Source organism: Streptomyces sp. NPDC006430, from assembly GCF_040612395.1.
Taxonomy (GTDB): domain Bacteria; phylum Actinomycetota; class Actinomycetes; order Streptomycetales; family Streptomycetaceae; genus Streptomyces.
Map to the genome: position 1 here is coordinate 434,253 of NZ_JBEXQA010000001.1, position 26,310 is coordinate 460,562.

23 protein-coding genes and 1 pseudogene are annotated in these 26,310 nt (G+C 72.4%); 13 read left to right on the forward strand and 11 right to left on the reverse strand.

The genetic code is table 11. The annotated features are described in order from the left end of the window. The first annotated feature begins 81 nt into the window (after positions 1 to 81). A complete protein-coding gene (locus ABZZ20_RS02035) occupies positions 82 to 2,814 on the forward strand; it encodes a DNRLRE domain-containing protein (protein ID WP_356865716.1) in 2,733 nt (910 codons plus the stop codon). A gap of 119 nt (positions 2,815 to 2,933) precedes the next feature. Here ABZZ20_RS02035 and ABZZ20_RS02040 read toward each other — a convergent pair whose 3' ends face one another. Next, positions 2,934 to 3,338: a DUF3224 domain-containing protein gene (locus ABZZ20_RS02040; protein WP_356865718.1), complete on the reverse strand. Its 405-nt coding sequence runs from the start codon at positions 3,336 to 3,338 to the stop codon at positions 2,934 to 2,936. Between the two features lie 114 nt (positions 3,339 to 3,452). On the opposite strand from ABZZ20_RS02040, the gene ABZZ20_RS02045 reads away from it, so the two are divergent. From ABZZ20_RS02045 to ABZZ20_RS02055, 3 genes are all read left to right on the forward strand, one after another. Then, positions 3,453 to 4,433 carry a WYL domain-containing protein gene (locus ABZZ20_RS02045; protein WP_356865720.1) on the forward strand — a complete coding sequence of 327 codons (981 nt, stop codon included), beginning with the start codon at positions 3,453 to 3,455 and terminating at the stop codon, positions 4,431 to 4,433. Between the two features lie 76 nt (positions 4,434 to 4,509). Next, on the forward strand, positions 4,510 to 6,396 hold the full coding sequence (locus ABZZ20_RS02050; protein ID WP_356865722.1) for a hypothetical protein: 1,887 nt from the start codon (positions 4,510 to 4,512) through the stop codon (positions 6,394 to 6,396). A gap of 43 nt (positions 6,397 to 6,439) precedes the next feature. Continuing rightward, on the forward strand, positions 6,440 to 6,922 hold the full coding sequence (locus tag ABZZ20_RS02055) for a GNAT family N-acetyltransferase (protein WP_356865724.1): 483 nt from the start codon (positions 6,440 to 6,442) through the stop codon (positions 6,920 to 6,922). 8 nt (positions 6,923 to 6,930) lie between these two features. Here the strand turns inward: ABZZ20_RS02055 and ABZZ20_RS02060 are convergent, their stop codons facing one another. Both ABZZ20_RS02060 and ABZZ20_RS02065 read right to left on the reverse strand, forming a co-directional pair. Next, positions 6,931 to 7,410 carry a GNAT family N-acetyltransferase gene (locus ABZZ20_RS02060; protein WP_356866128.1) on the reverse strand — a complete coding sequence of 160 codons (480 nt, stop codon included), beginning with the start codon at positions 7,408 to 7,410 and terminating at the stop codon, positions 6,931 to 6,933. A gap of 508 nt (positions 7,411 to 7,918) precedes the next feature. Beyond that, a complete protein-coding gene (locus ABZZ20_RS02065; RefSeq protein WP_356865726.1) occupies positions 7,919 to 8,389 on the reverse strand; it encodes a hypothetical protein in 471 nt (156 codons plus the stop codon). A gap of 94 nt (positions 8,390 to 8,483) precedes the next feature. Between ABZZ20_RS02065 and ABZZ20_RS02070 the strand changes: the two genes are divergently transcribed. Further along, on the forward strand, positions 8,484 to 8,816 hold the full coding sequence (locus tag ABZZ20_RS02070; protein WP_356865728.1) for a hypothetical protein: 333 nt from the start codon (positions 8,484 to 8,486) through the stop codon (positions 8,814 to 8,816). Here ABZZ20_RS02070 and ABZZ20_RS02075 read toward each other — a convergent pair. Next, the gene (locus tag ABZZ20_RS02075; RefSeq protein WP_356865730.1) at positions 8,813 to 9,652 is read right to left on the reverse strand and encodes a MerR family transcriptional regulator; all 840 of its coding nucleotides are present in this window, start codon (positions 9,650 to 9,652) and stop codon (positions 8,813 to 8,815) included. The two genes, ABZZ20_RS02070 and ABZZ20_RS02075, sit on opposite strands and share 4 nt — an antisense overlap. A gap of 84 nt (positions 9,653 to 9,736) precedes the next feature. Continuing rightward, complete coding sequence (locus tag ABZZ20_RS02080) at positions 9,737 to 10,195, reverse strand: hypothetical protein (protein ID WP_356865732.1); 459 nt, start codon at positions 10,193 to 10,195, stop codon at positions 9,737 to 9,739. Between the two features lie 414 nt (positions 10,196 to 10,609). Here ABZZ20_RS02080 and ABZZ20_RS02085 point away from each other — a divergent pair, with 414 nt between their 5' ends. Then, on the forward strand, positions 10,610 to 11,377 hold the full coding sequence (locus tag ABZZ20_RS02085) for a peptidoglycan-binding domain-containing protein (RefSeq protein ID WP_356865734.1): 768 nt from the start codon (positions 10,610 to 10,612) through the stop codon (positions 11,375 to 11,377). A 359-nt stretch (positions 11,378 to 11,736) separates the two neighbouring features. Here ABZZ20_RS02085 and ABZZ20_RS02090 read toward each other — a convergent pair whose 3' ends face one another. After that, positions 11,737 to 12,294 carry a DUF1062 domain-containing protein gene (locus tag ABZZ20_RS02090; protein WP_356865736.1) on the reverse strand — a complete coding sequence of 186 codons (558 nt, stop codon included), beginning with the start codon at positions 12,292 to 12,294 and terminating at the stop codon, positions 11,737 to 11,739. A gap of 295 nt (positions 12,295 to 12,589) precedes the next feature. Next, positions 12,590 to 12,813: pseudogene (locus tag ABZZ20_RS02095) on the reverse strand (SDR family NAD(P)-dependent oxidoreductase); the annotation flags it as partial. Between the two features lie 194 nt (positions 12,814 to 13,007). On the opposite strand from ABZZ20_RS02095, the gene ABZZ20_RS02100 reads away from it, so the two are divergent. After that, complete coding sequence (locus ABZZ20_RS02100) at positions 13,008 to 14,084, forward strand: RNA ligase (ATP) (protein ID WP_356865738.1); 1,077 nt, start codon at positions 13,008 to 13,010, stop codon at positions 14,082 to 14,084. Positions 14,085 to 14,256: 172 nt separating this feature from the next. On the opposite strand, the gene ABZZ20_RS02105 is transcribed toward ABZZ20_RS02100, so the two are convergent. Both ABZZ20_RS02105 and ABZZ20_RS02110 read right to left on the reverse strand, forming a co-directional pair. Continuing rightward, the gene (locus ABZZ20_RS02105; RefSeq protein ID WP_356865740.1) at positions 14,257 to 14,718 is read right to left on the reverse strand and encodes a hypothetical protein; all 462 of its coding nucleotides are present in this window, start codon (positions 14,716 to 14,718) and stop codon (positions 14,257 to 14,259) included. Next, positions 14,711 to 15,451, reverse strand: a complete 741-nt coding sequence (locus tag ABZZ20_RS02110) for an SDR family oxidoreductase (RefSeq protein ID WP_356865742.1) — start codon at positions 15,449 to 15,451, stop codon at positions 14,711 to 14,713. Before ABZZ20_RS02110 ends, ABZZ20_RS02105 begins: the two co-directional genes overlap by 8 nt. 212 nt (positions 15,452 to 15,663) lie before the next feature. Between ABZZ20_RS02110 and ABZZ20_RS02115 the strand changes: the two genes are divergently transcribed. After that, complete coding sequence (locus ABZZ20_RS02115; RefSeq protein WP_356865744.1) at positions 15,664 to 16,563, forward strand: LysR family transcriptional regulator; 900 nt, start codon at positions 15,664 to 15,666, stop codon at positions 16,561 to 16,563. 104 nt (positions 16,564 to 16,667) lie between these two features. Here ABZZ20_RS02115 and ABZZ20_RS02120 read toward each other — a convergent pair whose 3' ends face one another. Then, on the reverse strand, positions 16,668 to 18,002 hold the full coding sequence (locus tag ABZZ20_RS02120; protein ID WP_356865746.1) for an ROK family transcriptional regulator: 1,335 nt from the start codon (positions 18,000 to 18,002) through the stop codon (positions 16,668 to 16,670). A gap of 184 nt (positions 18,003 to 18,186) precedes the next feature. Here ABZZ20_RS02120 and ABZZ20_RS02125 point away from each other — a divergent pair, with 184 nt between their 5' ends. The 5 genes from ABZZ20_RS02125 (at position 18,187) to ABZZ20_RS02145 (ending at position 23,787) form a co-directional block, all read left to right on the forward strand. Beyond that, positions 18,187 to 19,509 carry a sugar ABC transporter substrate-binding protein gene (locus ABZZ20_RS02125; protein ID WP_356865748.1) on the forward strand — a complete coding sequence of 441 codons (1,323 nt, stop codon included), beginning with the start codon at positions 18,187 to 18,189 and terminating at the stop codon, positions 19,507 to 19,509. 9 nt (positions 19,510 to 19,518) lie between these two features. Then, positions 19,519 to 20,448: a sugar ABC transporter permease gene (locus ABZZ20_RS02130; RefSeq protein ID WP_356865750.1), complete on the forward strand. Its 930-nt coding sequence runs from the start codon at positions 19,519 to 19,521 to the stop codon at positions 20,446 to 20,448. Next, positions 20,441 to 21,301 carry a carbohydrate ABC transporter permease gene (locus ABZZ20_RS02135; RefSeq protein ID WP_356865752.1) on the forward strand — a complete coding sequence of 287 codons (861 nt, stop codon included), beginning with the start codon at positions 20,441 to 20,443 and terminating at the stop codon, positions 21,299 to 21,301. Before ABZZ20_RS02130 ends, ABZZ20_RS02135 begins: the two co-directional genes overlap by 8 nt. Next, positions 21,298 to 22,683, forward strand: coding sequence for a GH1 family beta-glucosidase (locus ABZZ20_RS02140; RefSeq protein ID WP_356865753.1), 1,386 nt, complete (start codon positions 21,298 to 21,300; stop codon positions 22,681 to 22,683). Before ABZZ20_RS02135 ends, ABZZ20_RS02140 begins: the two co-directional genes overlap by 4 nt. Before the next feature lie 186 nt (positions 22,684 to 22,869). Beyond that, positions 22,870 to 23,787: an NADP-dependent oxidoreductase gene (locus tag ABZZ20_RS02145; protein WP_356866130.1), complete on the forward strand. Its 918-nt coding sequence runs from the start codon at positions 22,870 to 22,872 to the stop codon at positions 23,785 to 23,787. Positions 23,788 to 23,959: 172 nt separating this feature from the next. Here the strand turns inward: ABZZ20_RS02145 and ABZZ20_RS02150 are convergent, their stop codons facing one another. Further along, positions 23,960 to 26,116 (reverse strand): discoidin domain-containing protein, encoded by a 2,157-nt coding sequence (locus ABZZ20_RS02150; protein WP_356865755.1) that lies wholly within the window; start codon positions 26,114 to 26,116, stop codon positions 23,960 to 23,962. Positions 26,117 to 26,310: the final 194 nt, after the last annotated feature.

The window sequence follows — 26,310 nt, forward strand, 5'->3', positions numbered from 1 at the left end:
GTGCGCACGTACGCACGGTCGTGACCGGCTGTACGCCTGTTCCGGCCATCTCCGCACAGTGACACCGAACTTGGGGGGTTCATGCGCAGATCCAGAGGGCTGGCGGCCGCTCTCGCCCTGTCCCTGGCCGGGACCGGCGCGGGCATAGGCCTCGGCCTCGTCCCGCAGGCGGCGGCCATCACCCCACCCGTGGCGTTCACCGCCGATGCGCTGTCCACCTGGCAGCCCAACGGCGTCGTCTGGGCCCTTGCCGAAGCGGGCGGCACGGTCTTCGTCGGCGGCACCTTCTCCACCGTACGTCCTCCCGACGGGGCCGGCGGAACCGAACAGACGGCGGTGAACTTCGCGGCGCTCGACGCCGCGACCGGCGCCCCGACCTCCTGCCAGCTGTCCTTCACGGTCGGCGGCGGCACCGCCACCGTCCGCGCCCTCGCCCTCTCACCGGACAAGAAGACGCTGTACGCGGGCGGCTACTTCGGCGCGGTCAACGGCACCCCGGTCTCCAGCCTCGCCGCGATCGACGTGGCGACCTGCACGGTGAAGACCTCCTTCCGCCCGGCCTTCGCGGCCACCGTGCGGGCCCTGGCCGTCACGAACGACACCGTCTACGCGGGAGGCGACTTCCTCACCGTCTCCGGTCAGCAGCGCGAGCGCTTCGCCGCCGTCGGCGCGACCGACGGTGCACTGCGGCCCTTCACGGCCAATGCCGACGAGCCGGGCCGTGCCGTCGAGGTCACCCCGGACGGCAGCAAGGTCGTGCTCGGCGGCGACTTCTTCACCGTCAACGGCACGAACACGCACGCATTGGCCGTGGTCGACGCCACCAGCGGCGCGCTCGCCAAGGCCTACCCCGGCTTCATCGAGACCAACTCCGTCGTCAAGGACATCGCGACCGACGCGACCGGCTTCTACACCGCCAACGAGGGCACCGGCGGCGGAGTCTTCGACGGCAGGATCGCGCTCAACCTCAGTGACTTGGGCCAGCGCTGGCGCGACACCTGCCTCGGCGCCACACAGGCCGTGCTCCCGTACCAGAACGTGCTGTACAGCGCCTCGCACGCACACGACTGCTCCAGCGTGGGCGAGTTTCCCGACGGCCAGCGCCACCACCTGCTCGCGCAGCCGACCACCACCGTCGGCAAGCTGGGCTGGGCCCCCGACACCAACGACGGCATCGGCGAGGGCATCGGTCCGCGGGTGATGACGGTCGGTTCCAAGGGCGGCGTCGCGTACCTGTGGGTCGGTGGCGAGTTCACCACCGTCAACGGGACCGCGCAGCAGAGCCTGACCCGGTTCGCGTCCACCGGCGACACGGGTGCTCCGACCGTCCCGGTCGCGAGCGCGGCGAGCTTCAAGCCGGGTGAGGTGCAGGTGCGCTGGCGCACCAGCCTCGACCTGGACGACAGCGCCCTGACGTACCGGGTCTACCGGGGCGGCGCTGCCACGCCGATCGCCACGGTCACGGCGGACTCGCTGTTCTTCAGGCGTCCGCAGGCCTCGTGGACCGACACCACCGTGACGCCGGGCCAGTCGTACACGTACCGGGTGACGGCGACCGACGCGGCCGGAAACACCAGCGCCCTGTCGGCGCCCGTGAGCGTGACGGTCGCGACCTCCGTCGACGGGTATCCGAACCAGGTCCGCACGGACGGCGCCCAGCTGTTCTGGCGCTACGACGACTCGGCCCTGCCGAACGTGGCCGACTCCTCGAACGGCGGCAACCAGAACGGCGTGCACCTGAACGCCCCGTCCCTGCGCCAGACGCCCGGAGCGGTCACGGGCGCGAGCACGGCGATCGGCTTCAACGGCACGGACACCCGGGTCTACGGCGACCTGCGCCAGACGGTGGGCAGCAGCTACACCATCGAGACCTGGTTCAAGACGAACACCACCCGGGGCGGCAAGCTGTTCGGCTTCGGCAGCAACCAGGTGCGCGGCAGCAATCAGTACGACAAGCACATCTACATGACCAATGACGGCCGGCTCGTCTACGGCGTCTACACCGGTGCCACCCGCACCATCACCACCAGCGGCGCGTACAACGACAACACGTGGCACCACGTCGTCGCCACCCAGGGGCCGGGCGGCATGGTTTTGTACGTGGACGGCGCCCAGAAGGGCACCCTCGGCGTCACCGCGCACGAGAACTACTCCGGCTACTGGCATGCCGGCGGCGACAGCCTCGGCGGCTGGCCGGACCGTCCCCTGAGCGAGTTCTGGGCGGGCCAGCTCGACGAGACCGCGGTCTACCCGAGCGTCCTGAGCGCGGCCCAGGTGCAGAACCACTACGCGCTGGCCTCCGCCCCAGCCGACTCGGTCGTCCAGGTGACGGCCACCGAGGACACGTACGCCAATGCGGGTGCTCCGGACGGCAATTACGGCACGTCGTCCTCGCTCGCCGTACGGGGCACCTCGCTCTACACCAGCTACCTGCGCTTCAACCTGCCCACCGCACCGGCGGGCACGGTGCTGAAGTCAGCCGCCCTCAGCGTGAAGACCAGCACGATGACCGGCGCCGGAACGGCCGACACCATCTCGGTGGTCCCGGTCACCGGCACCTGGACCGAGGCCGGCACCACCTACAACAACCGCCCCGCTACGGACCCTTCGGTGCTCGGTAGCTTCGCGGGCGTCCCCGACGGTTCGGCGGTGCACACCACCGGGCTGACCACGACCGCCCTCGCCGGAGCCCTGGGCACCAGCTACAGTCTGGCGCTGACCAGCACCGGTACGGACGCACTGTGGCTGTGGTCCTCCGAGGCCCCGGCGAACGAGGGGACACCGCAACTCACCCTGACCTTCGGCGCGCCGTAGCCGGAGCAACAGCAACGGGGAAGGGGCGCGGGCCGTTGCGGTCCGCGCCCCCTCTCGCGCGGGCGGGGCCGACCCGCCTCGGGGCCGACCCTCTCAGACCCGCCCCCCGAAGACGGCGTTTAGGCCATCGCGTAGGTGAACTCGTACGCGACGGACGGGGCACCGGAACGGTACGTGAACGAGCCGGAGCCCGACAGCCCGGCCAGCTCGCCCGTCGCGGAACCGGGAACCACCTCGAAGGTGCACCGGGTGCCGGCGGCGTCGAAGGCGCCGCGCTGCTCCAGGACGAACGTGCCCTTGCGGCCGTCAACGGCGCCCGACAGCAGCTCCATGCCGGTGAAGGAACCGACGCCCTCCCCCGTGTACGTGAACGTGTAGCCGGCACTGGTCGCCTCGGCGGCGATCCCGCCGGCGAAGGAGTTGACGACCGTCGAGCGGGCGAGGCGCGGGGTGGAGCCGGCCGAACCGATCGGGTGCTCCTCCCATTCGGCGAACGTGAAACGGCCGGTGGTACGGGTGGACATGGCGGACCTCCTGGTTCACGGCCGGGCGGAGTTCCCCGGCGCGAGAACAGCCTGACCGCGGTACCTGACACCCCCTGTCAGGTACCGCGGTCAGGTAGCGGGAACAATGGCCCCATGCGCGCCGACCGGCTCCTCTCCCTGCTCCTCCTGCTGCAGAACCGCGGCCGGATGACCGCACCCGAACTGGCCGCCGAGCTGGAGGTGTCGGTCCGCACCGTCTACCGGGACGTCGAAGCCCTCGGTGCCTGCGGCGTCCCGGTCCACGCCGAGCGCGGACCCGCCGGCGGCTACCGGCTGATGGACGGCTACCGCACCCGCCTCACCGGCCTCACCGACGCCCAGGCCGGCTCCCTGTTCCTCGCCGGCGCGCCCGGCCCCGCTCAAGAGCTGGGCCTCGGCGCCGATCTGGCCGCCGCCCAGCTCAAGCTCCAGGCCGCGCTGCCCGCCGCCCTCGCCGACCGGGCCCGCCGGCTCCAGGACCGCTTCCACCTGGACGCCCCGGCCTGGTTCCGCGACGCCGACCCCGTCCCGCACCTCGCGCAGATCGCCCAGGCGGTCTGGGACCAGCGCGTATTGCTCACCCACTACCGCCGTTGGAACGGCGAGGAGCGGGCCGGGCGCCCGCTCCACCCGCTCGGCCTCGTCCTCAAGGGCGGCATCTGGTACCTGGCGGCCAGCGCCGCCGACGGGCCCGTACGCAGCTACCGGGTCTCGCGGTTCCTCACCGTGGACACCGCGGCGGACGGCTTCGAACGCCCCGCCGGCTTCGAACTCGCCGCGTACTGGGCCGAGTCCGCCCGCCGGATGGAGGAGGCGTGCCGGCAGCAGACCGCCCGACTGCTGCTGTCCCCGCGCGGGCGGCGGCTGCTGCCCATGCAGTTCGGAGCGGCCGGCGCACGCGCCCTCGCCGACGCAGGCCCGGCCGACCCCGCGGACCCGGACGGCTGGATCCGCGTCGACCTGGAGGTCGAAACCCCGGCCGTCGCCGTCGGTGACCTGCTCCGGTTGGGCACCGAGGCGGAGGTCCTCGGGCCGCCCGAGCTCCGACAGGCCCTTGCGGAGACCGTCGCCGCGCTGGCCGGGCGGTACGGCTGAAATCGGTTGTGCTCCCGGCTCCGGCCGGAGACGATCACGGCATGACGATGCGAAAGGGCGTACTGCGCCCGGGCCGATGAGGCCCCTACCGCCGGCCCACGGACCGGCCGACTGCGTACAGACCTGGATCCGGGAGGCCCGCCGCGATCCTGCGGGCGCCGGCTACGGGGTCGCACGGAATGCGATCTTCGATGCCGTCCGGGCGGACCGGGCCGGCCCGGTGGCCGTCCGGCTGCTCGCCTCCACCACCGATGCGCGGGGCGACGTACGCCTCCTGCTGCTCCGCCTGCTGACCGACCTGTGCGGCAGCGACGGCGCCGTATGGCCCGAAGCGGCGTCCGCCGCCGTCGCCCGGCTCCGGGACCCGGACGAGCCCGTGCGGCGGGCCGCGGCCTGGCTGCTGGCCGAAGCGGACCACCGATGGGCCGAAGAACTGCTGACCGGCCCGGGGCCGGAACCGCGGCCGGAACGGGGGCCGGAACGGGGATCGGAACGGGAGCGGGCCGGGCCGGCACCGGATGCCGTCGTCCGGCTGGCGTTGGCCGAGGCCCTCCTCCTACGACCGACCGTGCAGGTCCGGCAGCGGATCCGGGAGGCGCTGCGGTCCGACCGCGACCCGGCGATCCGGCTGCGGGCCGCCCCGCGGCCCGACACCGACGCGGTGCTGGCAGACCTCGACGCGGGTGGGGCACGGCTCGGCGGTCCCGGTGGCCGGGTTCGGTGGGCCGCGGGCACCGTGTGGGGGCTGGCGGCCCGATCGGGAGCCGAGGAGACGTGCTACGAGCACGTCGGGCTGCTCACCGCACGGACCACCGCGGTGGCGCAGCGCGCGGCGGTCGACATGGCGGAAGAGGCCCTGCGGGAATGGCGGGCCGCCCCGCGAGCGCTCGCCCCGCAACTGCGGCCGCTGCTGGGCCCCGGAACGCACCCCGAGGTGCGGGCAGCCGCCGCCGCAGTGGTCGGGGCCCCGCTGGAGAGCGCCCGGCTCTGTGCTGGCGAACTCGCCGACCTGCTCGACGAACTGCCCCGTACGGCAGCCCCGGCACTCGCCCGGATCGGCGACGCCAGGGCGCTGGCGCAGCTGAGCCGGCTCGTCGCCGAAGGCACGCCCGGGCCGGAGCTGGCGGATGCTGCGACGGGCCTGGCCGACGCCGGCGTCGACGTCGGACCGCTCGTGGCGGCAGCCGCGGCCTTCCTCGACCGGCACGAGGACGGGAAGAAGGCCGCCGTGGTGGCCGGCGTCGGGGCCGCCGTGGGGGTGCTGCGTGCCTGCGGACCCGCAGCGGCGGCCGCCGTACCGCAGGTGCTGCGCCTGCTCGGTCCGGACGAGGACGCGGCGGTGCGCACCCGGGCCGTCCTGGCGCTCGGGGCGATGGGCCCGGGTGCCGCTGCCGCCGTGCCGTTGCTCGCAGGCCTCGCCGGGCGACTCCGCACCCGATTCGAAGGGCATGTCGAGATGACCCTCGTCCGGATCACCGGTGACCGGCGCAGGGCGGAACGCGTCTTCGTGATGCTGCCCGAGGGACGCCGCAACCTGACGCTGGCCGCCGACCTGCTGAGGTGGCTCGCAGGGCACGGCGGGCTCGACCCGCACCACGTTGCGTACCTGCGTGAAGCCGCCGCCCGGCCGGAGCAGCAGCCCGTTCACCCGGTGTGCGTGGGCACCCTGTGGCAGCACGAGGGGCCGGCCGCCGTGGAGCTCGCCCTCGACCTGCTGCCGCGCTTCATGGGCAGCGATCTGCACGGTCCGTACGTCTGCCGGGTCCTGGGCGACATGGGTGCGAGCGCCGCACCGGCCGTGCCCGCACTGCGCGAGGTGGCCGAGCGCCGGGTCCGGGTGCCGATGTGCATCGGCGACTCCGACCAGGAGGTGCGGGCCGACGAGCGGCTGGCGGGGGCGGCGCGGGAGGCCCTGCGACGGATCGGCGACGCCACTGCAGGCCGTGACCGGGCGCCTTACTAGGGTGGGGACGATACGCGATCCGTGGACAGATGGGGGAGCCGGAATGGGAATGGTGCTGCGCGAGGTGCGCGACAGCGATCTGGACGTGTTCTGGGAGCAGTTCACGGACCCCGAGATCCAGTACATGACGGCGGTGACCCGCGCGTACCACTACGACCGGGCACGCTTCGACACGCACTGGGCCAAGGTGCGCAGCGACCCGGCCGTGACGCTGCGCACGGTGGAGGTCGACGGTGTGGTGGTCGGACACGCCGCCGTGTTCGGGCCGCCGCAGGAGCGCGAGGTGACGTACCTGATCGGGCGCGCCCACTGGGGACACGGCCTCGCCACGCAGGCACTGTCCGCGCTGCTGCGACTGGAGGACACCCGGCCGCTCCACGGTGCGGCCGTGGCCGACAACGCGGGGTCCCTCCGGGTGATGGAGAAGTGCGGGTTCACCGCTACCGGTCGCATCCGGGAGTTCGCCGACGCCCGCGGCGAAGAGGTGGACCTGGTGCTGCTCACCCTCGACCGGCCGGTCGGCTGACCGGTCGATCAGCCCGGTGTGGTCGCGCCGTACTCCCAGCGGACCTCGCCGTCCGCGAGGTGCGGGGTCGGGGCGAGGCCGCAGGCCGCTGCGACGGCCGCCGAGGCACGGTGGTCCGGATGGACGTGCGCGATCAGCCGGCCGACGGGCAGGTCCACCAGCCAGCCGGCCACCGCCCGGGCCGCTTCGGTCGCGAACCCGCGGCCCTGCCAGGGGGTTCCGATGATCCAGGCCAGTTCGGCCGTGTCCCGTGCGGGCGTCAGGGTGGCCTGCACGGTACCCACCAGCCGCCCGTCCGCGCGCAGCTGCAGCACCCAGTTGCACCACACGTCGGCCGGATCGGGAGACCCGGCCGCCAGCCGGGCATAGCGCTCCCGCAGTGCACCGGCCGTCAGGGGCGCACCACCGATGAACTCGTGCAGAGCGACATCGCCCAGCACGGAAGCCATCTCCCCGGCGTGCTCGACGCACAGCGGAAGCAGGTCCAGACGTCCGGTGGTGAGCCCACCGGCGACGACGGCACGGGGCGAAGGCCGCCGGACCTTGGCGGTCGCGCCCGGGCGGGGGACGCCGTCCACGGCCAGGCAGATGCCGAAGACGCGGTCGTGAGCGGTCCAACCGTTGACGCGCCCCCGGTTGTTGCTGATCCGCACGCGTCGACGCGGGGTGTCCACGGCGGAGACCAGGTGCAGGTACACCGTGCCCGACACCCTGGCCAGCACGATGTCGCCTATCTCGACGAGCATCGGATCGGCCGGGGCGACCCGTACGCGCTGCCGACTGTAGATCAGCGGCACCATCGAGTCGCCGGTCGGCCGGAACTCGACGGTTTCGCCCCGGCCGATGCGGTCCGCCATCGCGTCGAGCATGCCCATCGGGCGAGTCTGCACGGTACGACGGTTGTGCGGTACCGGATTTCACGGGGGTGGGTCGCACGGCGGCTCGGACGGGCGCGGCGCGGCCGACCCCGCGTACCCCGGACGGCCTCCCGGACGGTCAGCGCGGGGGCTCCACCTCCAGGAAGCGCCGGCGGCGCGGGCCCCGGTACAGCAGACAGCCCCAGCCCAGCGGTTCCAGGGCGGCCGCACAGGCCGTCAGGCGTTCCTGTTCCTCCTGTACGGCCCCGCCGCCCGGTGGGCTGAGCCAGGTCACCTCGACCCGCCCGTCCTCGGACGGTGCGGGCGCCACCCGGTATCCCGTCCGCGTACGGCGGCCCTCCGCGTCCACGGCCGAGGGGGTGATGCCCGAGGCCTCCAGTACGAGGGCCACCGCGCGCGGCATCTGCCGCAGCTCCCACGGCGCGGGAACCGCCGTTCCCGCGGGGCCGTTCACCAGGCGGCGGATCTGCAGCAGGCCCTCGTAGGCCGTGCGGACCTCGGCGGTCCGAGCCGCCCCGGCGGACCGCTCCGGTCCGTCGCCGGTCGCCGGCTCGAAGCCCTGCCCTTGTGCCGTCTCCGGCTCCACCAAAACCCTCCCCTCCTCCCGGTCTGAGTACCTCACACCCAACGACCTGAGTACCCGCCCCGATTCCCCGCGCCCCGGCCGCTGGTCGAATGGGGCCATGACCTCCGACGACGCCGCCCGCACCGGGCTCCGCCCGCGCCGCATGCAGCACGTGACCACTGCCGGCTCCGCCCTGGCCGTGGCGCTGGTGCCGCTCGTGGTCGGCGTCCTGGTGGCCAAGGGCATGGCCGCCGACCCGCACACCCCCGTCAACGCCCTCATCACCAGCGGCGGCCAGCGGGCGGGCCTGCCCCGGGCCGAGTGGCGCCGGCGCGGCCACGACACGATGCGCCGGCTGCGCACTGCCCGCCGGGGCACCGCCCGACGGGCAGTGCGCCTGCGGCCGGCGTCCCTGAGGACGCGGAACCCGGAGTCGGGGCGCGCCGTCTAGACGGCGGGTGCGAGCGGCTCCTGGAGTTCCGTGACCCACTGGTCCCGGTCCTCCGGGCAGGACAGCGTCAGCTCGCGCGCGTACCCCGCCGAGCGTTGGCCGTTCGTGTCGATCCACCGGGCGAGGGCCTGGGCGGTGGGCAGTACGCCGTCCATCGAGCCCCGGTGCACCACGGTCGCGGCCCGCTCGACCCCGGGCAGCTCGACCACCCGGACGGCGCCCCCGAGGTCCTCGGCGCGCACCGCGGCCCCCACCGGCAGCCCGGCATGGACGAGGACGGTTCCGCCCTCCGCCCCGGGTGCCTCTTCGTAGTACGCGATCCCGGGGCCGGTCGGAACCACCCCGGCGGCTTCGATCCGGCGGCAGAGCTCGTCGTAGAGCGGGCCGATGACCGGCCCGATGTCCTGCGGCTGGTAGCTGCCCGCGACCCCGGTCAGCTCCGCGAGCCGGACGGGCGGGAGGCTCTTCACCACGATGTCGACGGCGGACATGGATCCCTCACTCTCGATGGTCCGGAGCCTCGCCTCGACTTCGGTCAGCCGGGCCGCCGCGGCGGCCATGGCCGACTCCAGTTCCGCCTGCCGCAACCGCAGCATGCCGCGCAACTCCTCCGCGCCCAGCCGCTCGTCGAGGATCGACCCGACCTGGTCGAGGCTGAAGCCGAGCTCCTTGAGCGCGATGACACGGTTGAGGCGGGCGAGCTGTCCGGCCTCGTAGTAGCGGTAGCCGCTGGCAGGGTCCACCCGTGCCGGGCGCAGCAGCCCGATGGCGTCGTAGTGGCGCAGCATGCGGACCGATACCCGGCCGTGCTTGGCGAAGTCTCCGATGGTGAACATGACGCCTTCCAGTGCAGGCCCTGACACAGGGAGAGAGTCAAGGCCTGCCAGGATAAGTGGCTCACCGGAGGGCGTACGCGCTGGTCAGCGCCCGTACTGCCCGATGCATAGATCCATGATCGACGGCGGTACGGCGTCTTCGGCGGCCGTGCACGGCTCGTCCCCTCCCGCTGCCCCCGCCGACGCGGCCGGCTGTCGGGCGGTGCGGTGCGGGCCGGGTTGGGGCGGGTGCCCGTGCCGGGGCGCCGCCGGCGCTTTCACGGGCCGCGCGGCGGGCGGCCGGGCGGCCTTGGCCGGCGGCTGCGTCGGGGTCGCCTCCGGGAGTTCTCCCAGCGGCAGGGGCGCGGACCGCGGGAGCGGCGGGGCCGCGTCGCGAGGGGAGGCTGCGGGGGAGGCACCGGGCGCGGCCTGCGCGTCCGGCGAGTCAGCGGGCGCAGCGGTGCCGCGCGCCGGGGCCGGAGCTGCGTCCGGGCCCACGGGCACGCAGCCGGTGCTCGCGAGCAGCGCGACGAGGGACAGGGGCAGGACCCGGCGTAACTGCATCCGACCACCATGCCGTACCGTCGTCCGACCGGATCCCCGCGCTCACGCATCCGGGTGATGCAGCCACCGCGTCACCGCGGGTTCGCCCTGGAGGTCCGGCCCCTGCGGCCCGCCGCAGGGTCCGGACAGGCGGACGGATGGGGTACTTCGGACAGCAGGCTTGACCCGGGCGGCCCCGGGAGGAAAGAGTGCGCCGATCGCGCACTCAAGAACCATCGCATGAGCTGCACTTCGGAGATGTCTCATATGTTCATATCGGTCTGCTCTTCGCTCGACCCGATGACGACCGGAGGCGCCTGCGTACCGGGCGTCGGTACGGACACGGTCCCGGCCGCACGGCGGCGCAGGGCCTGACCGGCCGGGCGGGGACCGACGGCGCACCGCCGCGCCGGTCCCGCCCGCCGGGAGACAACCGTGTCCCACCACTTCGATGACAGCGGGGGCGTCCCCGACGACCGCCTGCTCGTGCGCCCCTACGTCGCCTCCTCCGGGCAGCCGTCGCCGGTGGCGGCGCCCGCGTGGCCGCAGTCCGGACCCGTCCCCGTCTCCTTCGGCATGCCCGAGGACCGAAGCGGGGGCCCAGCGTCGGCTCCCGAGCCGGTTTCCGAGCCGGCTCCCGACGAAGTGCCGGCGGGCGTCGGTCCCCGCGCCGGGCGTGGGCGGGGGCGCGAACGCGAACGCGGCAGCCGGCTCCCGCTGATGGCCTTCGCCCTGCTCGCCCTCGGTGCGGCCGGTGGGCTGGTGCTGCTCCTGAACGGTTCGGACCCGAAGCCGCAGCGGTCCGTGGCGCCACCGGAACTGTCCCTCCCGGTCCTGCCGGCACGCAGCCCGGGTGTCGACGCCGGACCCTCGGCCGCGGCGTCCGTACGCCCCTCCGCCCCGAATGCGTCGGCGTCGTCCAGCCCGTCCGCGAGCAAGAGCCCGAAGCCGACGCTGCCGAGCGCATCGGCCGCACAGCCGTCCGCGGGATCCAGCGGGACGTTGCGGATGGGCGACCGGGGGGCGGAGGTGACCGCCCTGCAGGAACGGCTCTACAGGCAGGGGTTCACGTACGTCGCCGTCACCGGCGTCTACGACAGCCAGACCAAGCGCGGGGTCGCGCAACTCCAGCGCGACCGCGACATCAAAGGGGACCCACCGGGCGTCTACGGTCCCGCCACCCAGGCCGCTTTCGGAACCTAGAGCCGGAGCCGGCGCCGCGACTTACGCTCGGGCCCGGTGCCGGCCCTGGGCCGGGTGCGGCCTGGTGGAACGCGCGGGCTGCGCATGGCCCGCGGCTGCCCCCGGCCATGCGCAGGGCCTGATCGTTCTGGGTCTCCCCCGAGGGGCGAGGGGGCGCCGCGGTGGCGGCGATCGCGGCGAGGGTCATGGTCTGGGCGCCGGTCAGAACGTCTGGGTCCGTTCGGATGGGAGCCCCGCGTCCCCGCTGCCGGAACGCGTCGCACCTGCCCGTCGCAGGCAGCAGGGCTCGCAGCGCTGGTGTCCGGCCCGGGCCTGTCCGGCGGATCGGATGGTGCCGGACAGGCCCGGGCCGGAAGGACTCAGCGCTTGAGCGTGAAGGTGAAGTCGCCCGAGAGCTTGCCGCTCAGGCGGACTGTCGACACGAGGTTCCCCTCGGCGAGTAGTCTCTCGACCTCGGCTCGCGAAAGGCCGAAACCTTCGGCGATCAGTCGCACCGGCCGCACGGGTATCCGCGCTGCGAAGCGGACCGAGACCTCGATTGCCTCACCCTCCGCCTGATGGGCCTGATCCGGCGCGCCGCCGTCGAGGCGCCAGGCGTTGTCCCAGTCGAGGGCGATGCGATTGCGGCGCCGCACGGCCGGGTCCTGGAGCAGCTCGGCCGCCAGGCCGAGGTCGTTGTCGTGCAGCAGGTTCAGCAGCTCGGGTCGTACGGAACGCACGTTCATCCGCTCCAGGACGGTGAGCTTGGTGGTGTCCCCGCACTCGGTGCACAGTGCGAGGAGCCAGACGTCGAGGAGCTTGTGGTTCGCGTTGACGCGGAATTTTCCGTTCGCCCGGAAGCGCCCGGAGGCGCACCTGTGGCAACGGCGGAGGACTATCGGCAGGCAGGTGGGCACGACCACCCAGGTTTTGGACACAGAGGTACACCGGTTCCAGTGAGAAGACCGCAGCGAAAAGGAGCACGTCGCACAGGTGCGACGCGCGACGGATCAGCGCTCGGGGGGTCTCACTTGGTGTACAACGGAACGTCCTTGAGGGGGCGACGGTGGGCGGCAGAACGGTAACGGCGCGCAGGAGTGCGGCTCCACTGATTTTTCGGGCGGCACCGCCGCTTTGCTGCGCCACCTGGCATTGCTGCCGGATGCTCCCGTCGAGAAGGCCCAGAGCTGAGCAGGGGGAGACGGGTGTGTCCCCGGGATGTGGTCCGGGCCAAGCGCGGGTCGCGGCGTAGAGGACGTACTCGCCGGGGCTGCCGAGGGTGGCGGCCGTCGAGGAGACGTTCACGATGGCCCCGCCGCCGGCCTCCGCCATGTCCCGGGCGGCGCGCCGGCAACACAGCAGGTACCCGAGCAGGTTCGCCTCGACCACGCGCCGCAGGTCCTCGGTCGTGGCGTCGGCGAGCCGGCGGCCAGCCGCGCACAGGTCGCGGCGCCGATACCGCGGCTGCCCCCGCTGACGACGGTGACCGGACGACGCGGCGCGGGACCTCCTGCGTTACGGGACGGCGGGGCACGGCCCCTGGCACGGCGGGTCAGGCTAACACCGCGATAAAGGCTGGACCAGCAAGAATGCCGGGGCTGAGAGTGGACGCCGTCGCACACGACACCGCCACATCAGAGGAGTTGCGTCCATGTCGACCTTGCGGGTCACCGCCGAAGAGCTGACCGTCCACGAGCATCCGAACGCCGATGCGCTGGAGCTGGCGCAGGTGGGTCTCTACCGCGCCGTCGTCGCCAAGGGCGTCTACCGCACCGGCGAGTTCGCGGTCTACATCCCCGAACAGGCCGTGCTGCCCGCCGGTCTGATCGAGGAGCTCGGCCTGACCGGCCGCCTCGCCGGCAGTGCCGCCGACCGCGTCAAGGCGGTCCGCTTGCGCGGCGAGTTGTCGCAGGGGCTGGTGTGCCGACCACGTGCGCTGGCCGAGGTGGACCTGGTCCGGGCGGCCGAGGAGGGTACGGACTTCGCGGAGCTGCTCGGCATCACCAAATGGGCACCGCCCGTCCCCACGACCATGAACGGCGAGGTCGAGGCCGCCCCCGAGCTGCTCTCGTGGGTCGACATCGAGAACCTCCAGCGCTACCCGCACGTCTTCGAGCCCGGCGAGCCGGTCGTCCTCACCGAGAAACTGCACGGCACGGCCTGCCTGCTGACGTACGTGGCGGACGGCGGGCACCTGCTGGTTTCCTCCAAGGGCTTCGGATCCAAGGGGCTCGCGCTCAAGGAGGACGAACGCAACCTTTACTGGCGGGCCGTGCGCGGCCACGGCGTGCCCGAGGTCGCGGCGGAGTTGGCCGCCCGGCTCGGCGCGACGCGCGTCGGCATCTTCGGCGAGGTGTACGGCGCGGGCGTCCAGGACCTCGGGTACGGAACCGACGCCCGTACGGCTGCTGTGGGGCCGGGCTACGCCGTCTTCGACGTGTCCGCGGAGATCGACGGACAGGTCCGGTGGTTGGACCCCGAGCAGCTGTTCGCGTACGGGGAACTGCCCCTCGTACCCAGGTTGTTCGAGGGGCCGTACGACCTCGACGCGGTGCTGGAACTGGCCAGCGGCCGGGAGATGGTGTCCGGCCGGGCCCTGCACCTGCGCGAAGGCGTCGTGATCCGACCGGTGGCGGAGCGCTACAGCCCAGTGCTGGGGGGACGTGCCATCGCGAAGGCGGTCAGCCCGGCGTACCTCACCCGCAAGGGAGGTACGGAGTACGAGTGACCCGGAGCACGAGTGGCCCCGGGCACCTCGCTGCGTCGCTGGACCCGCCCGTTCCACATCGGCTCCGCCCGCCCCGCCCCGCCCCGGCTCCGCCCGCCCCGCCCCGCCCCGGCTCCGCCCGCCCCGCCCCGGCTCGGCTCGGCCCGCCGCGCCGGGGCGGAGTCCTTGTGGCTCAGGTGTGTGCCGGCGGCGCTGAACCGGGACTTCGCGTGAGGTCGAGCGGGAGGGGCGCGTTGGCGCCCGTCTTGAACTCGACGGTGGTGAAGACGAGTGTGGTCGTCCCGGTGTTCTCCAGGTCGTGGAGCAGGAACTCGTCCGCGCCGAAGGTGAAGTGCCGGGTGTCGCCCTGCGCGTAGGCGACCTCGCGGGTGGTGCCGTCGTGGGTGTGCTGGCGGCTTCGCCCGGGGGTCACCGCCGTCCAGAAGTAGTCCAGCACGTGCCGGTGGGCGGACACCCGCTCGCCCGGCGCGAGCCGGATCTCCCAGACGCGGACCCGGTCCGTCTCGCTGAGCAGTCGCTGCCCTACGTGACCGTTGAAGGCGCTTTCGGTGAACTCCGCCCTTAGCTCGGGTGACCAGCCGTCGAAGCCGGAGCCGATCAGATCGCCGGCGAGGGTACGAGGGGTGTCAGACAAGGCGGGCACCGCCGTCCACATGCAGCACGGTGCCGGTGACGAACGGGTTGGCGATCGCGTAGAGGACGGCGCGCACCACGTCGTCGGGGGTGCCGGTCCTGCGGGCGGGGTTGCGGCCGGCCACGCCGCGCAGGAACGCGTCCTTGTCCTCGCCCAGCCTGTCCCAGGCTCCGGAGTCGATGATGCCGGGCGAGACGGCGTTGACCCGCAGCGGCGCCAGCTCGACGGCGAGCGCCTCCACCAGGAAGGACAGTGCCCCGTTGGTGGTGGCCATGACCACGCGCTCGGGGACGGGCCGCCAGGCCGCGACACCGGAGAAGAAGGTGAGGGAGCCTCCCTCGTTCATCCTCCCCGCCAGGTGCTTGGCGAGCAGGAGCGGCCCGAACACCTTGGCCGCGAACGCCTGCTGGACGTCGGCGAGCACGAGGTCGGACACCGGGCCGTTGGCGGGGACGGCAGCCGTCGAGACGAGGTGGTCGATGGGGCCCGCGGCTTCGGCGAGCGCGGCGATCGAGTCCTCGTCGGTCAGGTCGGTCTGCTGGATGCGGGCCGCTCGCGGCCCGGGCAGCGCGTCCGCCGTCGCGGCCAGCTTGTCCGCGTCGGGGCCGGCAAGGACGAGTTCGGCACCGGCGGCCGATGCCGTGCGGGCCAGGGTGCGGCCGATGTGCGAACCGGCGCCGATGACGACGAGCCGCTTGCCGTCGAGGGAGTCCTGGAGGAGGGCAGTGTTCATGAAGGGCGTCCTGTGGTCCGTGGGCCCTGGGGCCCGAATCTCGGGGTGGAACGGTGGAACGGTGGAAGGGTGGAGCAGTGGAGCGGGAGCCGGCCGGTGGCAGTGGGGGCCGCCGGCCGGCGGTAGCGGCGGGGGCCGCTGCTCACGACTCTCCCTCGCCCGGAGTCCATACGTCCAAGACTTGGTTTCTACTGCTGCCATAACATTTGCTCATGACTACGTTGCGGCAGCTCGAATACCTCGTCACCGTCGTCGACTCCGGCTCCTTCACCCGGGCCGCCGAACTGCTCCACGTGTCCCAGCCCGCCCTGTCCCACCAGGTCCGTGCGCTGGAGCGGGCCACGGGCGGAGCGCTGCTGGAACGACTACCGCGCGCGGTCCGGCTGACCCCGATGGGCCGTGCGATGCTCCCGCACGCCCGCGCGGCGCTCGCCGACGCCGAACGGGCCCGCACTGCCGCCCGCCGCGCCGTGGGCCTGGACGGCGGCGAGATCCAGGTCGCCGCCGTGTACTCGATCACCCTCGGGATCCTGCTCCCCGTCCTGCGTACCTGGCACGAGCGCCATCCGCAGGTACGCATCCGCCTGATGGAGTTCCCGCACACCGACGCCCTGCTGGCCGCCATGGCCGCGGGCCGCGCCGACCTCGCCGTGGGCCCGGAGCCCCGGGCGTGGGACGGTCCTGTACGGGAGTTGGGGCGGGAGGAGTTCGTGGTGGCCGTCCCCGCCGACGATCCGGCGCCGGACCGGGTGAGCCTCGCGGACCTGGCGGACCGCTCGTGGGTGCACTACGCCCCCGGCAACGGGTTGGCCGATGTGGTGGACCAGGCCTGTGCGGAAGCGGGCTTCCGGCCGCGGGCCGCCGTGCGGACCGAACAGACCGCCGCCGCACCCCTGTTGGCCGCCACCGGGCTGGGCCCGGCCCTGGTCCCCGAGAGCGTCCTACCGCCCGGATTCGCGGGCCGCGTCCTGCGCCCCGAGCCGCCGGTGCGCCGGATGCTGGCCGCGTACACTCGTCCGTACCCCGACCCGCTCACCACGGCGTTCCTGGACGCGCTCACCGGGCACGCGCTCACCGGGCAGGCAGGTGCCGGCCCCACGGCGGACGCGTGACCGGGGTACTCCCGCTCCTCCGCCCTCCGGCGCTCCCGGGCTCGGCCGGGGCAGCCCGACCAGCCCGACCAGCCCGACCAGCCCGACCAGCCCGTTCAACCTGTTCAGCCCCGCCGGGCCGCGGACTTCCCGCGGACTTCGAGGGCGGTGCGCCAGCCGGGCGCCTCGGGTTGCGGCTGCGGGGTGGTGCGGCGTCCGCCGGTGGCGAAGAACGCCGACAGCGGGAGCGTCGCCGCCCCGACCGTGACGGCGTCCGGGCCCAGTGAGCCCAGGTCGATGGAGACGCGCTCGGCGGGATGGCGCAGCGCGTACCTCGTCGCGTGCTCCCGCACTGCGGGCAGGATGTGCGGGCCCAGCAGTAGCCCCGCCCAGCCGCCGATCAGGATGCGCGCCGGCTGGAACAGGTTGATGAGGTCCGACAGGCCCGCGCCCAGGTACTCCGCGGTCTCGTCCAGGACCTCCTGGGCCACCGGATCCGCCGCGACCGCCGCCGCCAGCAGGGCCGACAGGGCCTCTTCCTCGTCCACCGTGTCGGCCATCGCGCCGTCGACCGGTTGCACGGCGCCGCCGCCCCGCTCGGCCCAGCGGGCCAGCAGGGCCTCGGCCCCGGTGTACGCCTCCAGGCAGCCGAGCGCCCCGCAGCGACAGCGTCGTCCCCGGACCGACACGGTCAGATGCCCCCACTCCAGCGGGGTGCCCTCGGTCGTCCCCCCGTCGGGCGAGCCGTCCGTGATCAGGCTCGCACCGACACCGGAGCCGAACAGGACGACGACGGCCTCCCGGGCTCCGCGCCCGGCCCCGAACCACATCTCGGCCTGGCCGAGGGTGCGCGCGCCGTTGTCGATGATGTACGGGACCTCGTCCGGCAGGGCTCCGGTGGCCCGCAGCAGCGCCTCCAGCGGCACCGCGTCCCACCCAATGGTCTGTCCGTACACCACCGCTCCGCCCGGAGCCTCCCGGTCCACGATTCCGGGGACGCCGACGCCGACGCCCAGCAGCCGCTCGGTTCCGATCCCGGCCTCGGCGAGGACGGTGGCGATCCCGGTCCGGACGTGGTCCACGATCGGGCCGACGTCGTAGCAGCCGCGGGGCCGCAACGGCAATTCGGTGCGGGCGAGTTCGGTCAGCGCCAGGTCGAACAGCTCGACGCGGACCCGGGTTTCGCCGACGTCGACCCCGATCATGTGGGCGCTGCCGGGAGCCACGCGCAGCAGGGTGCGCGGCCGGCCGCCGTCGGAGTCGACGATGCCGGCCTCCTCCAGCAGTCCGTCCGCGACGAGTTCGCCGACCACGTTGCTGACGGAACCGGAACTCAGCCCTGTGGCGGGCCCCAGTTCCTGCCGGCTCATCGCGCCGCCGAAGTACAGCCGCTGGAGTACGGCGCTGCGGTTGCCGCGCCGCAGGTCCCGTACCGTACGGCCGCTACGCCCTGTGGTCATCTGGCTCCTTCCGCCCTGCCGTCGCTCGCAACATACCCTTGCGGGACCCCTTGACGCGACCCTTTCCCGAGGCTTAACTCACGTCCTAAATTAAGGCCTGGATGGAGCGGGCGTCGGCGAAGTGCCCGAGCCGAGAACACCCCGCCGGCCTTCTCTCGACCTTGCCGAAAGGGGCCGATCCGCCATGCGCAGAACCCGAGCCGTCGCTGCCACCGCCGTCGCCGTCTCCCTGCTCGCCGCCGGTGCCACCGCGTGCGGCGGCGGCACCGCGGACCACGGAGGCGGTACCAACACCGCCCCGAAGGAGCTCACCTATTGGGCCTCCAACCAGGGCCCCGACCTCGCGGCGGACCGGGCGGCCCTCGGCCCGGAGCTGAAGAAGTTCGAGGAGCGGACCGGCATCAGGGTCAAACTGGAGGTCGTCCCCTGGTCGGACCTGCTCAACCGGATCCTCGCCGCCACCGCCTCCGGTCAGGGCCCCGACGTGCTCAACATCGGCAACACCTGGTCCGCCTCCCTCCAGGCCACCGGAGCCCTGTTGCCCTGGGACGCCGAGAACTTCGACGCCATCGGCGGCAAGGACCGCTTCGTGGAGTCGGCCATCGGTGCGGCGGGCGCCGCCGGACAGGACCCGGCCGCCGTCCCGCTCTACTCCATGGCGTACGCGCTCTACTACAACAAGAAGATGTTCCAGGAGGCGGGCATCGAGAAGCCCCCGGCCACCTGGGACGAGATGGTCACGACCGGCCGCAAGCTGTCCAAGGACGGCAAGTGGGCGCTGGGCGCCGAGGGCTCCAACCCGTCCAACAACATCCACCAGGCCTTCGTCTTCGCGAAGCAGCACGGCGCGGACTTCTTCGACGCGGCCGGCAGGCCCACCTTCGACGGCCCGGACGCCGTCGACGCGGTCAAGCAGTACGTCGACCTGATGGCCAAGGACGGGATCATCGCGCCGGGCAACGCCGAGTACGCCCAGAACCAGTCCCTCCAGGACTTCGCCCAGGGCAGGACCGCCATGGTCCTGTGGCAGAGCGCCGCCTCCTCCTTCAAGAGCCACGGCATGAAGGAGGGCGACTGGGGAGTGGCCCCCGTCCCCGTGCCCGCCGGCGGTACGCCCGGCACCGGCCGAACCACCAACTCCATGGTCGCCGGCATCAACCTGGCCGTGTTCAAGAACACCGACAACATCGACGGCTCCCTCAAGTTCGTGAAGTTCATGACCAGCGACGAGGAACAGAAGATCCTCAACAAGACCTACGGCTCCGTACCGCCCGTCAAGGCCGCCCAGAGCGACCCCGCCTCCGGCGACGACGACCTCGCCGTGCTCCGTACCACCCTGGCCACCAGCGCCGCCCCGCTCCCGCAGGTCCCGCAGGAGTCCCAGTTCGAGACCGCCGTCGGCACCGCCGTCAAGGAGCTCTTCGCCGACGCCGCGGCGGGCCGCCCGGTGACCACCGATTCGGTCAGGGCGAAACTCACCAAGGCCCAGCAGCAGATGGCGAGCTGAGTCGGCCCGATGAGCCTCCGGACCGCACGCCTGCGCCGCGGCGCCCTGCCCTACCTCCTGCTCCTGCCCGCCCTGCTCCTGGAACTGCTCATCCACCTCCTCCCGATGGTGATGGGCGTCCTGATGAGCTTCCGGCAGCTGACCCAGTTCTTCATCCGGGACTGGACCCGGGCCCCCTGGACGGGGCTGGCCAACTACGAACTCGCCGTCGACGTCAACCGGCCCGTCGGAGAGGCCCTCCTGCGCTCCTTCCTCACCACCTGCCTCTTCACCCTGCTCTCCGTCGGCCTGTGCTGGCTGCTGGGCACCGCGGCGGCGGTGTTCATGCAGGAGGGGTTCCGTGGGCGCGGCATCCTGCGCGCCCTGTTCCTGGTCCCGTACGCCCTGCCCGTCTACACGGCCGTCATTACCTGGGCGTTCATGTTCCAGAGGGACAACGGCCTGGTGAACCACGTCCTGCACGACCAACTGGGTCTCGTCGGGGGCGAACACACCTTCTGGCTCCTGGGCGACAACAGCTTCTGGGCCCTGCTGACGGTCTCCGTGTGGAAGGGCTGGCCCTTCGCCTTCCTCATCGTGACGGCCGCCCTGCAGAACGTCCCCGGGGAGCTGTACGAGGCCGCCGCACTGGACGGCGCCGACATCTGGCAGCAGATACGGCGGATCACCCTTCCCTCGGTCGGCGCGGTCAACCAGGTCCTGGTCCTGGTGCTGTTCCTGTGGACCTTCAACGACTTCAACACGCCGTTCGTGCTGTTCGGCAGAGCGGCTCCCGAAGCCGCCGACCTGATCTCCCTCCACATCTACCAATCCAGCTTCGTCACCTGGAACTTCGGCACCGGATCGGCGATGTCCGTCCTCCTGTTGCTCTTCCTGCTGCTCGTGACCGCCGGGTACCTGCTCGTGACGACACGAGGACGGAGGAACGCGGATGCCTGAGCGCCGATCGGCGACGGACCCGCCCGCATCCTTCCGGGTGGTCCGCGCCGTCTTCCTCACCCTGCTCTCCGGGTTCGTGCTGCTGCCCGTCTACGTGATGGTCACCAGCTCCCTCAAACCGCTCCAGGACGTCACGGGTCGCTTCCGGTGGATCCCCAGCGGGCTCACCCTGCGCCCCTACGTCGACATCTGGCACACGGTCCCGCTGGCCGAGTACTTCGTGAACTCGCTGATCGTGGCGTGCTCCGCCACGGCCGCCTCCGTCATCGTCGCCGTCTTCGCGGCCTACGCGGTCAGCCGGTACCGCTTCCGCGGCAAGCGCCTGTTCACCGTCACCGTGCTCTCCACCCAGATGTTCCCCGGGATCCTCTTCCTGCTGCCCCTGTTCCTGATCTTCGTGAACATCGGCAACAGCACCGGAGTTGCCCTCTACGGCTCCCGCGGCGCGCTGGTCCTCACGTACCTGACCTTCTCCCTCCCCTTCTCCATCTGGATGCTCATCGGCTACTTCGACGCGGTGCCCCGCGACCTCGACGAAGCGGCCACCGTCGACGGCTGCGGGCCGCTCGGAGCCCTGCTGCGGGTCGTGGTCCCGGCCGCCGTCCCCGGCATCGTCGCCGTCGCCGTCTACGCCTTCATGACCGCCTGGGGCGAGGTCCTCTTCGCCTCCGTCATGACCAACGACACCACCCGCACGCTCGCCGTCGGCCTGCAGGGCTACTCCACGCAGAACGACGTCTACTGGAACCAGATCATGGCCGCCTCGCTCGTCGTCAGCATCCCCGTCGTCGCCGGATTCCTGCTGCTGCAGCGGTACTTGGTGGCCGGACTCACCGCAGGAGCCGTCAAGTGACCCTCTCCGACACCCGCGTCGACCGAGCCCCCGAATGCGACCCCATCGACCTCGCCGCCCTGCCCCGCGACTTCGCCTGGGGTACCGCGACCTCCGCCTACCAGATCGAGGGGGCCGTCGACGAGGACGGTCGGGCCCCCTCCATCTGGGACACCTTCTCCCACACCCCCGGAGCCGTCGCCGGCGGCCACCACGGCGACACCGCCTGCGACCACTACCACCGGTGGCGCGAGGACATCGCGCTGATGCGGCAACTCGGCACGAACGCCTACCGGATGTCGGTCGCCTGGCCGCGCGTGGTTCCCGGCGGGGACGGCCCGGCCAACCCCAAGGGCCTGGCCTTCTACGACCGGCTCGTCGACGGCCTGCTGGAGGCCGGGATCACCCCCAGCGTCACCCTGTACCACTGGGACCTACCCCAGGCCCTCCAGGACCGAGGGGGCTGGCCCGAGCGGGCGACCGCCGAGCACTTCGCCGCGTACGCCGGTCTCGTCGCCGGCCGACTCGGCGACCGGGTCACCCAGTGGGCCACCCTGAACGAGCCGCTGTGCTCGGCATGGATCGGCCATCTGGAAGGCAGGATGGCTCCCGGCTGGACCGACCTGCCGGCCGCCGTCCGCGCCTCGTACCACCTGCTACTCGGACACGGCCTCGCGGCCCGGGCCGTCCGCACAGCCGCCCCCGGCGCGCAGATCGGGGTCGTCAACAACCTCTCCACCGTCGAACCAGCCACCGACGGCGCAGCGGACCGGGCGGCTGCCCTCCGCATGGACGGACACGTCAACCGCTGGTGGCTCGACCCCGTCCACGGGCGCGGCTTTCCCGCCGACATGCGCGAGGTCTACGCCGTGGACCTCCCCGAACGCCCCGGCGACCTCGACACCATCGCCGCCCCGCTCGACTGGATCGGCCTGAACTACTACTTCCCGCAGATCGTCCGCGCCGACCCGGCCGGCCCCGCACCGTACGCCTGCCAGGTCGAACGGCCCGGCGTGCCGCGCACCGGCATGGACTGGGAGGTGGACGCGAACGGCCTGGAGACCCTGCTGATGCGGCTGACCGAGGAGTACGGGGCCCGCCGAATCCACGTCACCGAGAACGGCTCCTCCTACGAGGACCGTGTCGCCCCCGACGGCAGCGTCCACGACCCCGAGCGGTCCGCGTACCTGACGGGTCACCTGGCCGCCTGCGCCCGCGCCGCCCGCCGCGGCGCTCCGCTGGCCGGGTACTACGCCTGGTCCCTGCTCGACAACTTCGAGTGGGCCTACGGCTACGACAAGCGCTTCGGCCTCGTCCACGTCGACTACGCCACCCAACGCCGGACGATCAAGTCCAGTGGCCGCCGCTACGCCGAGGTGATCGCCGCGCACCGGGCCCTGTGAGTCACGGACCGTCGTGCGCGCTGTGCCGTGCTGTGCCGTGCCGTACCGTGGCGCGCCGCGCCGTGCCCGCCCCGCCTCTCGGGGCGGGCACGGCCTTTCGTGGTGGGATGGGGAAGGGGTGCTTCCACAGATCACGGATCGCGGCTCACAGCTGACGGAGAGGTCGGGTAGATGTCCGAGGACACCATGCGGGCGATGGCGTACGAGACGTACGGCGGGACGGAGGTGCTCACCGAAACCCGGCTGCCGATGCCCAAGGTCGCCCCCGGCGAGGTCCTCGTCCGGGTCCGGTGCGCCGCCGTCAACCCCGTCGACTGGAAGATCATGGCGGGTGGGCTCGACGGCCTGATGGACGTCATGTACCCGGTGGTCCCCGGCTGGGACGTGGCCGGCACGATCGAGCGGCTCGGGATCGACGTCCCGGAGTTCTCGGTCGGTGACGAGGTCATCGCGTACGCCCGCAAGGACTACGTGCACGGCGGGACCTTCGCCGAGTACGTCAGCGTGCCCGTACGCGCCCTCGCGGCCAAGCCGGCTTCGCTCAGCTGGCAGGAGGCAGCCGGGCTCCCGCTGGCCGGGCTCACCGCCTACCAACTGCTGACCCGCCTCGCGACCGGCAAGGACGACACCGTCCTGATCCACGGCGCCGCGGGCGGGGTGGGGTCCTTCGGCGTGCAGATCGCGCGGGCGCTGGGCGCCCGGGTCATCGGAACGGCTTCCCCTCGCAACCACGACAGGCTGGGCGAGATGGGCTGCGATCCCGTCGAGTACGGGGAGGGCCTGATCGACCGGGTGCGTGCGCTCGCCCCCGACGGCGTCACCGTCGCCGCGGACTTCGTCGGCGGAGTCCTCGACGTCACCCAAGCTGTCCTGGCCAAGGGCGGCCGACACGCCTCCATCGCCGACCAGAGCGTGCTCGGCGCGGGCGGCCAGTGGATGTGGGTACGGCCCGACGCAGACGGCCTGGCCGAGCTGGGCCGGCTCGCCGACAGCGGGCAGCTCACGGTCCCCATCGCGCGGACCTTCCCCCTGTCAGAGCTGGCGGCGGCCTTCGAGCTCAGCCAGACCGGCCGCGCCGCAGGAAAGATCGTCCTGGAGGTCTGACGGTCGGTCGGTCCGGTGCCGCAGGCCAGGACGCCGCGCCGCGTCGGGCCGCCCCGCCGTCGTCCGGGCGTCCGTGAGCCGCGCGGTCATGCGGTCGTCAAGGGGCCCCGGCCGTGCCGCGCGGCCGGGGCCCCCGCCGGTGGATCAGGGGAGGCGGATCAGGGGAGGCGGATCAGGGGAAGGAGACGACGGTGGACGGGGTCGTCGACGTGCCCGAGGTCGGCGCGCCCGTGCTGTTGATGACGTGCTCGTACTGGCCCTTGCCGCCGAGCGAGACGACGAGCAGGTCGTGGAACCGCACGCCCGGTTTCACCGGCGCCCGAAACCCGTGGTCCTGACGGATGGTCGGATCCACGTTGTAGTAGCAGTAGCTGCCCAGGCCCCAACCCTCGTGGGTGGTCACGGAGTCGGCCACCTTGTAGGCCGCGTAGCCCTTGGTCGCACCGTCCTGGATCGCCGCCTGGTCGGGGGCGTCGTACGCCTTCTCGTTCTGGAAGAAGATCGTACGGCCGCGCTCGCCGTTCCACTCCACGTCGTACTTGTTGAAGTGCTCGACGAACAGCCCGGTGGCCAGTACGTCGTCACCGTTCACGCGGAACCCGTAGTCGGAGCGGTTGGTCTCCCAGCCCACCCCGTCGCCGTGGTCGGCGCGCCATATCCAGGTGTGGTCGACGATCGTGTCGTGGTTGTTGATCACCATGCCGACGGTGGCCTTGCCGGCGCCTGCGCCGCCGACCCGGAGGAACACGTCCTGCACGGTCGTCGGGTTCCCGCCGTGGTCCGTGGTGGTGCCGGCCGGACCGACCTCCAGCAGGCTCGCCGAGTTGACCGGGCCCGCGTCGATCAGGAACCCGGCGAGCCGCACCCCGTCCACGTCCGCGACCTTCATCGCGGTCACCCCGTTGTCCGGGACGATGGTGGCCAGGCCGAGACCGAGGACGACCGTGTCCGGGCGGTTGACCTGGATGGTCCGGTCCACGTGGTAGACGCCGGGGGTGAAGAGCAGGTGCAGGCCCTGGGCCAGCGCCTGGTTCATCGTCGCGGCGGTCGTGCCCGGCTTGACCACGTAGAACCGGCTCAGCGGGATCGAGGTGCCCTGCGGTGCGCCGTTGCCCCAGGAGGTACCGCGCGCGTTCACCCGGCGGGCGGGGACGAACACCTTGTACTCGGTGCCGTCGAGGTGGAGGAAGGGCTTCTCGCGGGAGACGGGGGTGGTGTCGAGCGTGGTGTACGGCGGGTCGGGAAAGCCCTGCGCGGGCGCGCCCGGGACCCCGGAGAAGACCTGGTTCCAGACGCCGTTGCCCCAGCCGCCGATCTGGCTGTCGCGGGTGTACCACTGCTGCTGCGAGTAGTTGCCGATCTGTCCGTCGATCTTCGAGTCGGCGATGTAGCCGCCCGAGGCCCAACCGTAGCCGTCGGGAGCCAGGTTGAGGCCGCCCTTGACGTGCATGCGGCGGAAGGGCGCCGCCTGCGATACGGCCCATCGGTCGGTGCCGTTGACGGGATTGAGCGCCAGGTTCTCGGCCGAACGCCAGAAGTTCTGGGTGGCGTTGCCGCCGAACCAGCCGGCGTCCACGGTCACGTCGCCGTTGATGGTGGTGTCGTCTGGGCTGAGGCCCAGCCCCGAGACGGAGGTGTAGAACCCGATCTGGGCGTTGAGTCCGTTGTACGTGCCCGGCTTGAACAGGAACTGGTAGCGGCCCGAGCCGAACTGGGCCGACTCCTGCTTCCGGAAGACCTCGTCGAGTTTGGCCTGGATGTTGGGCGTCGACGGGTCGAAGACGATCACGTTGGGTCCGAGGTCGCCGCCACCGGGGAGGGTGGGGCCGCCGCCGGCAGTGCCGTAGACCTGGAACTCGTAGAGCGAGTAGCCCCACTGGGTGGCGCGCTGGGTCCCGTAGACCCTGACGTAGCGTGCGGTGCCCGTGACGTCGTGGGTCCGGATCCCGCCCGCGCCGGCGGTCGTCGCGTAGGCGGTGCTCCAGGTGCTGCCGTCGCCGGACAGTTCGATCCGGTACGCCGTCGCGTACGCGGTCTCCCAGCGCAGCACCACCTGTTCGACCCGGGCGGGGGCCCCGAGGTCGACCTGTATCCACTGCGGGTCGGCGAACCGGCTGGACCAGCGGGTGCCGATGTTGCCGTCGACGGCGGCGGAGGCCGGGGTCCCGTCGTTCTCCTGGCTGGAGGCGGTGGCGGGTTTGCCCTGCGAGAGCAGGACGGGCGCGGCGTGGGCGGTGGTACCCGGCAGCAGCACGAGGAGGGCTGCGACCAGCGCGGCGGCGAGGGCCGCGACCGTCAGTCGCGGCGGATGGTCCGAGAGACGTGACATGGGGGGCTCTCCTGACGTCGTGGATCCGGGGGATCGAAGCGTGAGTGAACTGCCCGCCACGAGGGTCGTCAAGGGTTTCAGCGTTCACGAAGTGAACGCTTCATGTCATGTCACGGCCCGGCGGGCCTGTGAACTCGGAGTTTCTTCAATCCTTGTGAAAAGTGTTGACGAAAAAATCCCGCGGGGATCTACTG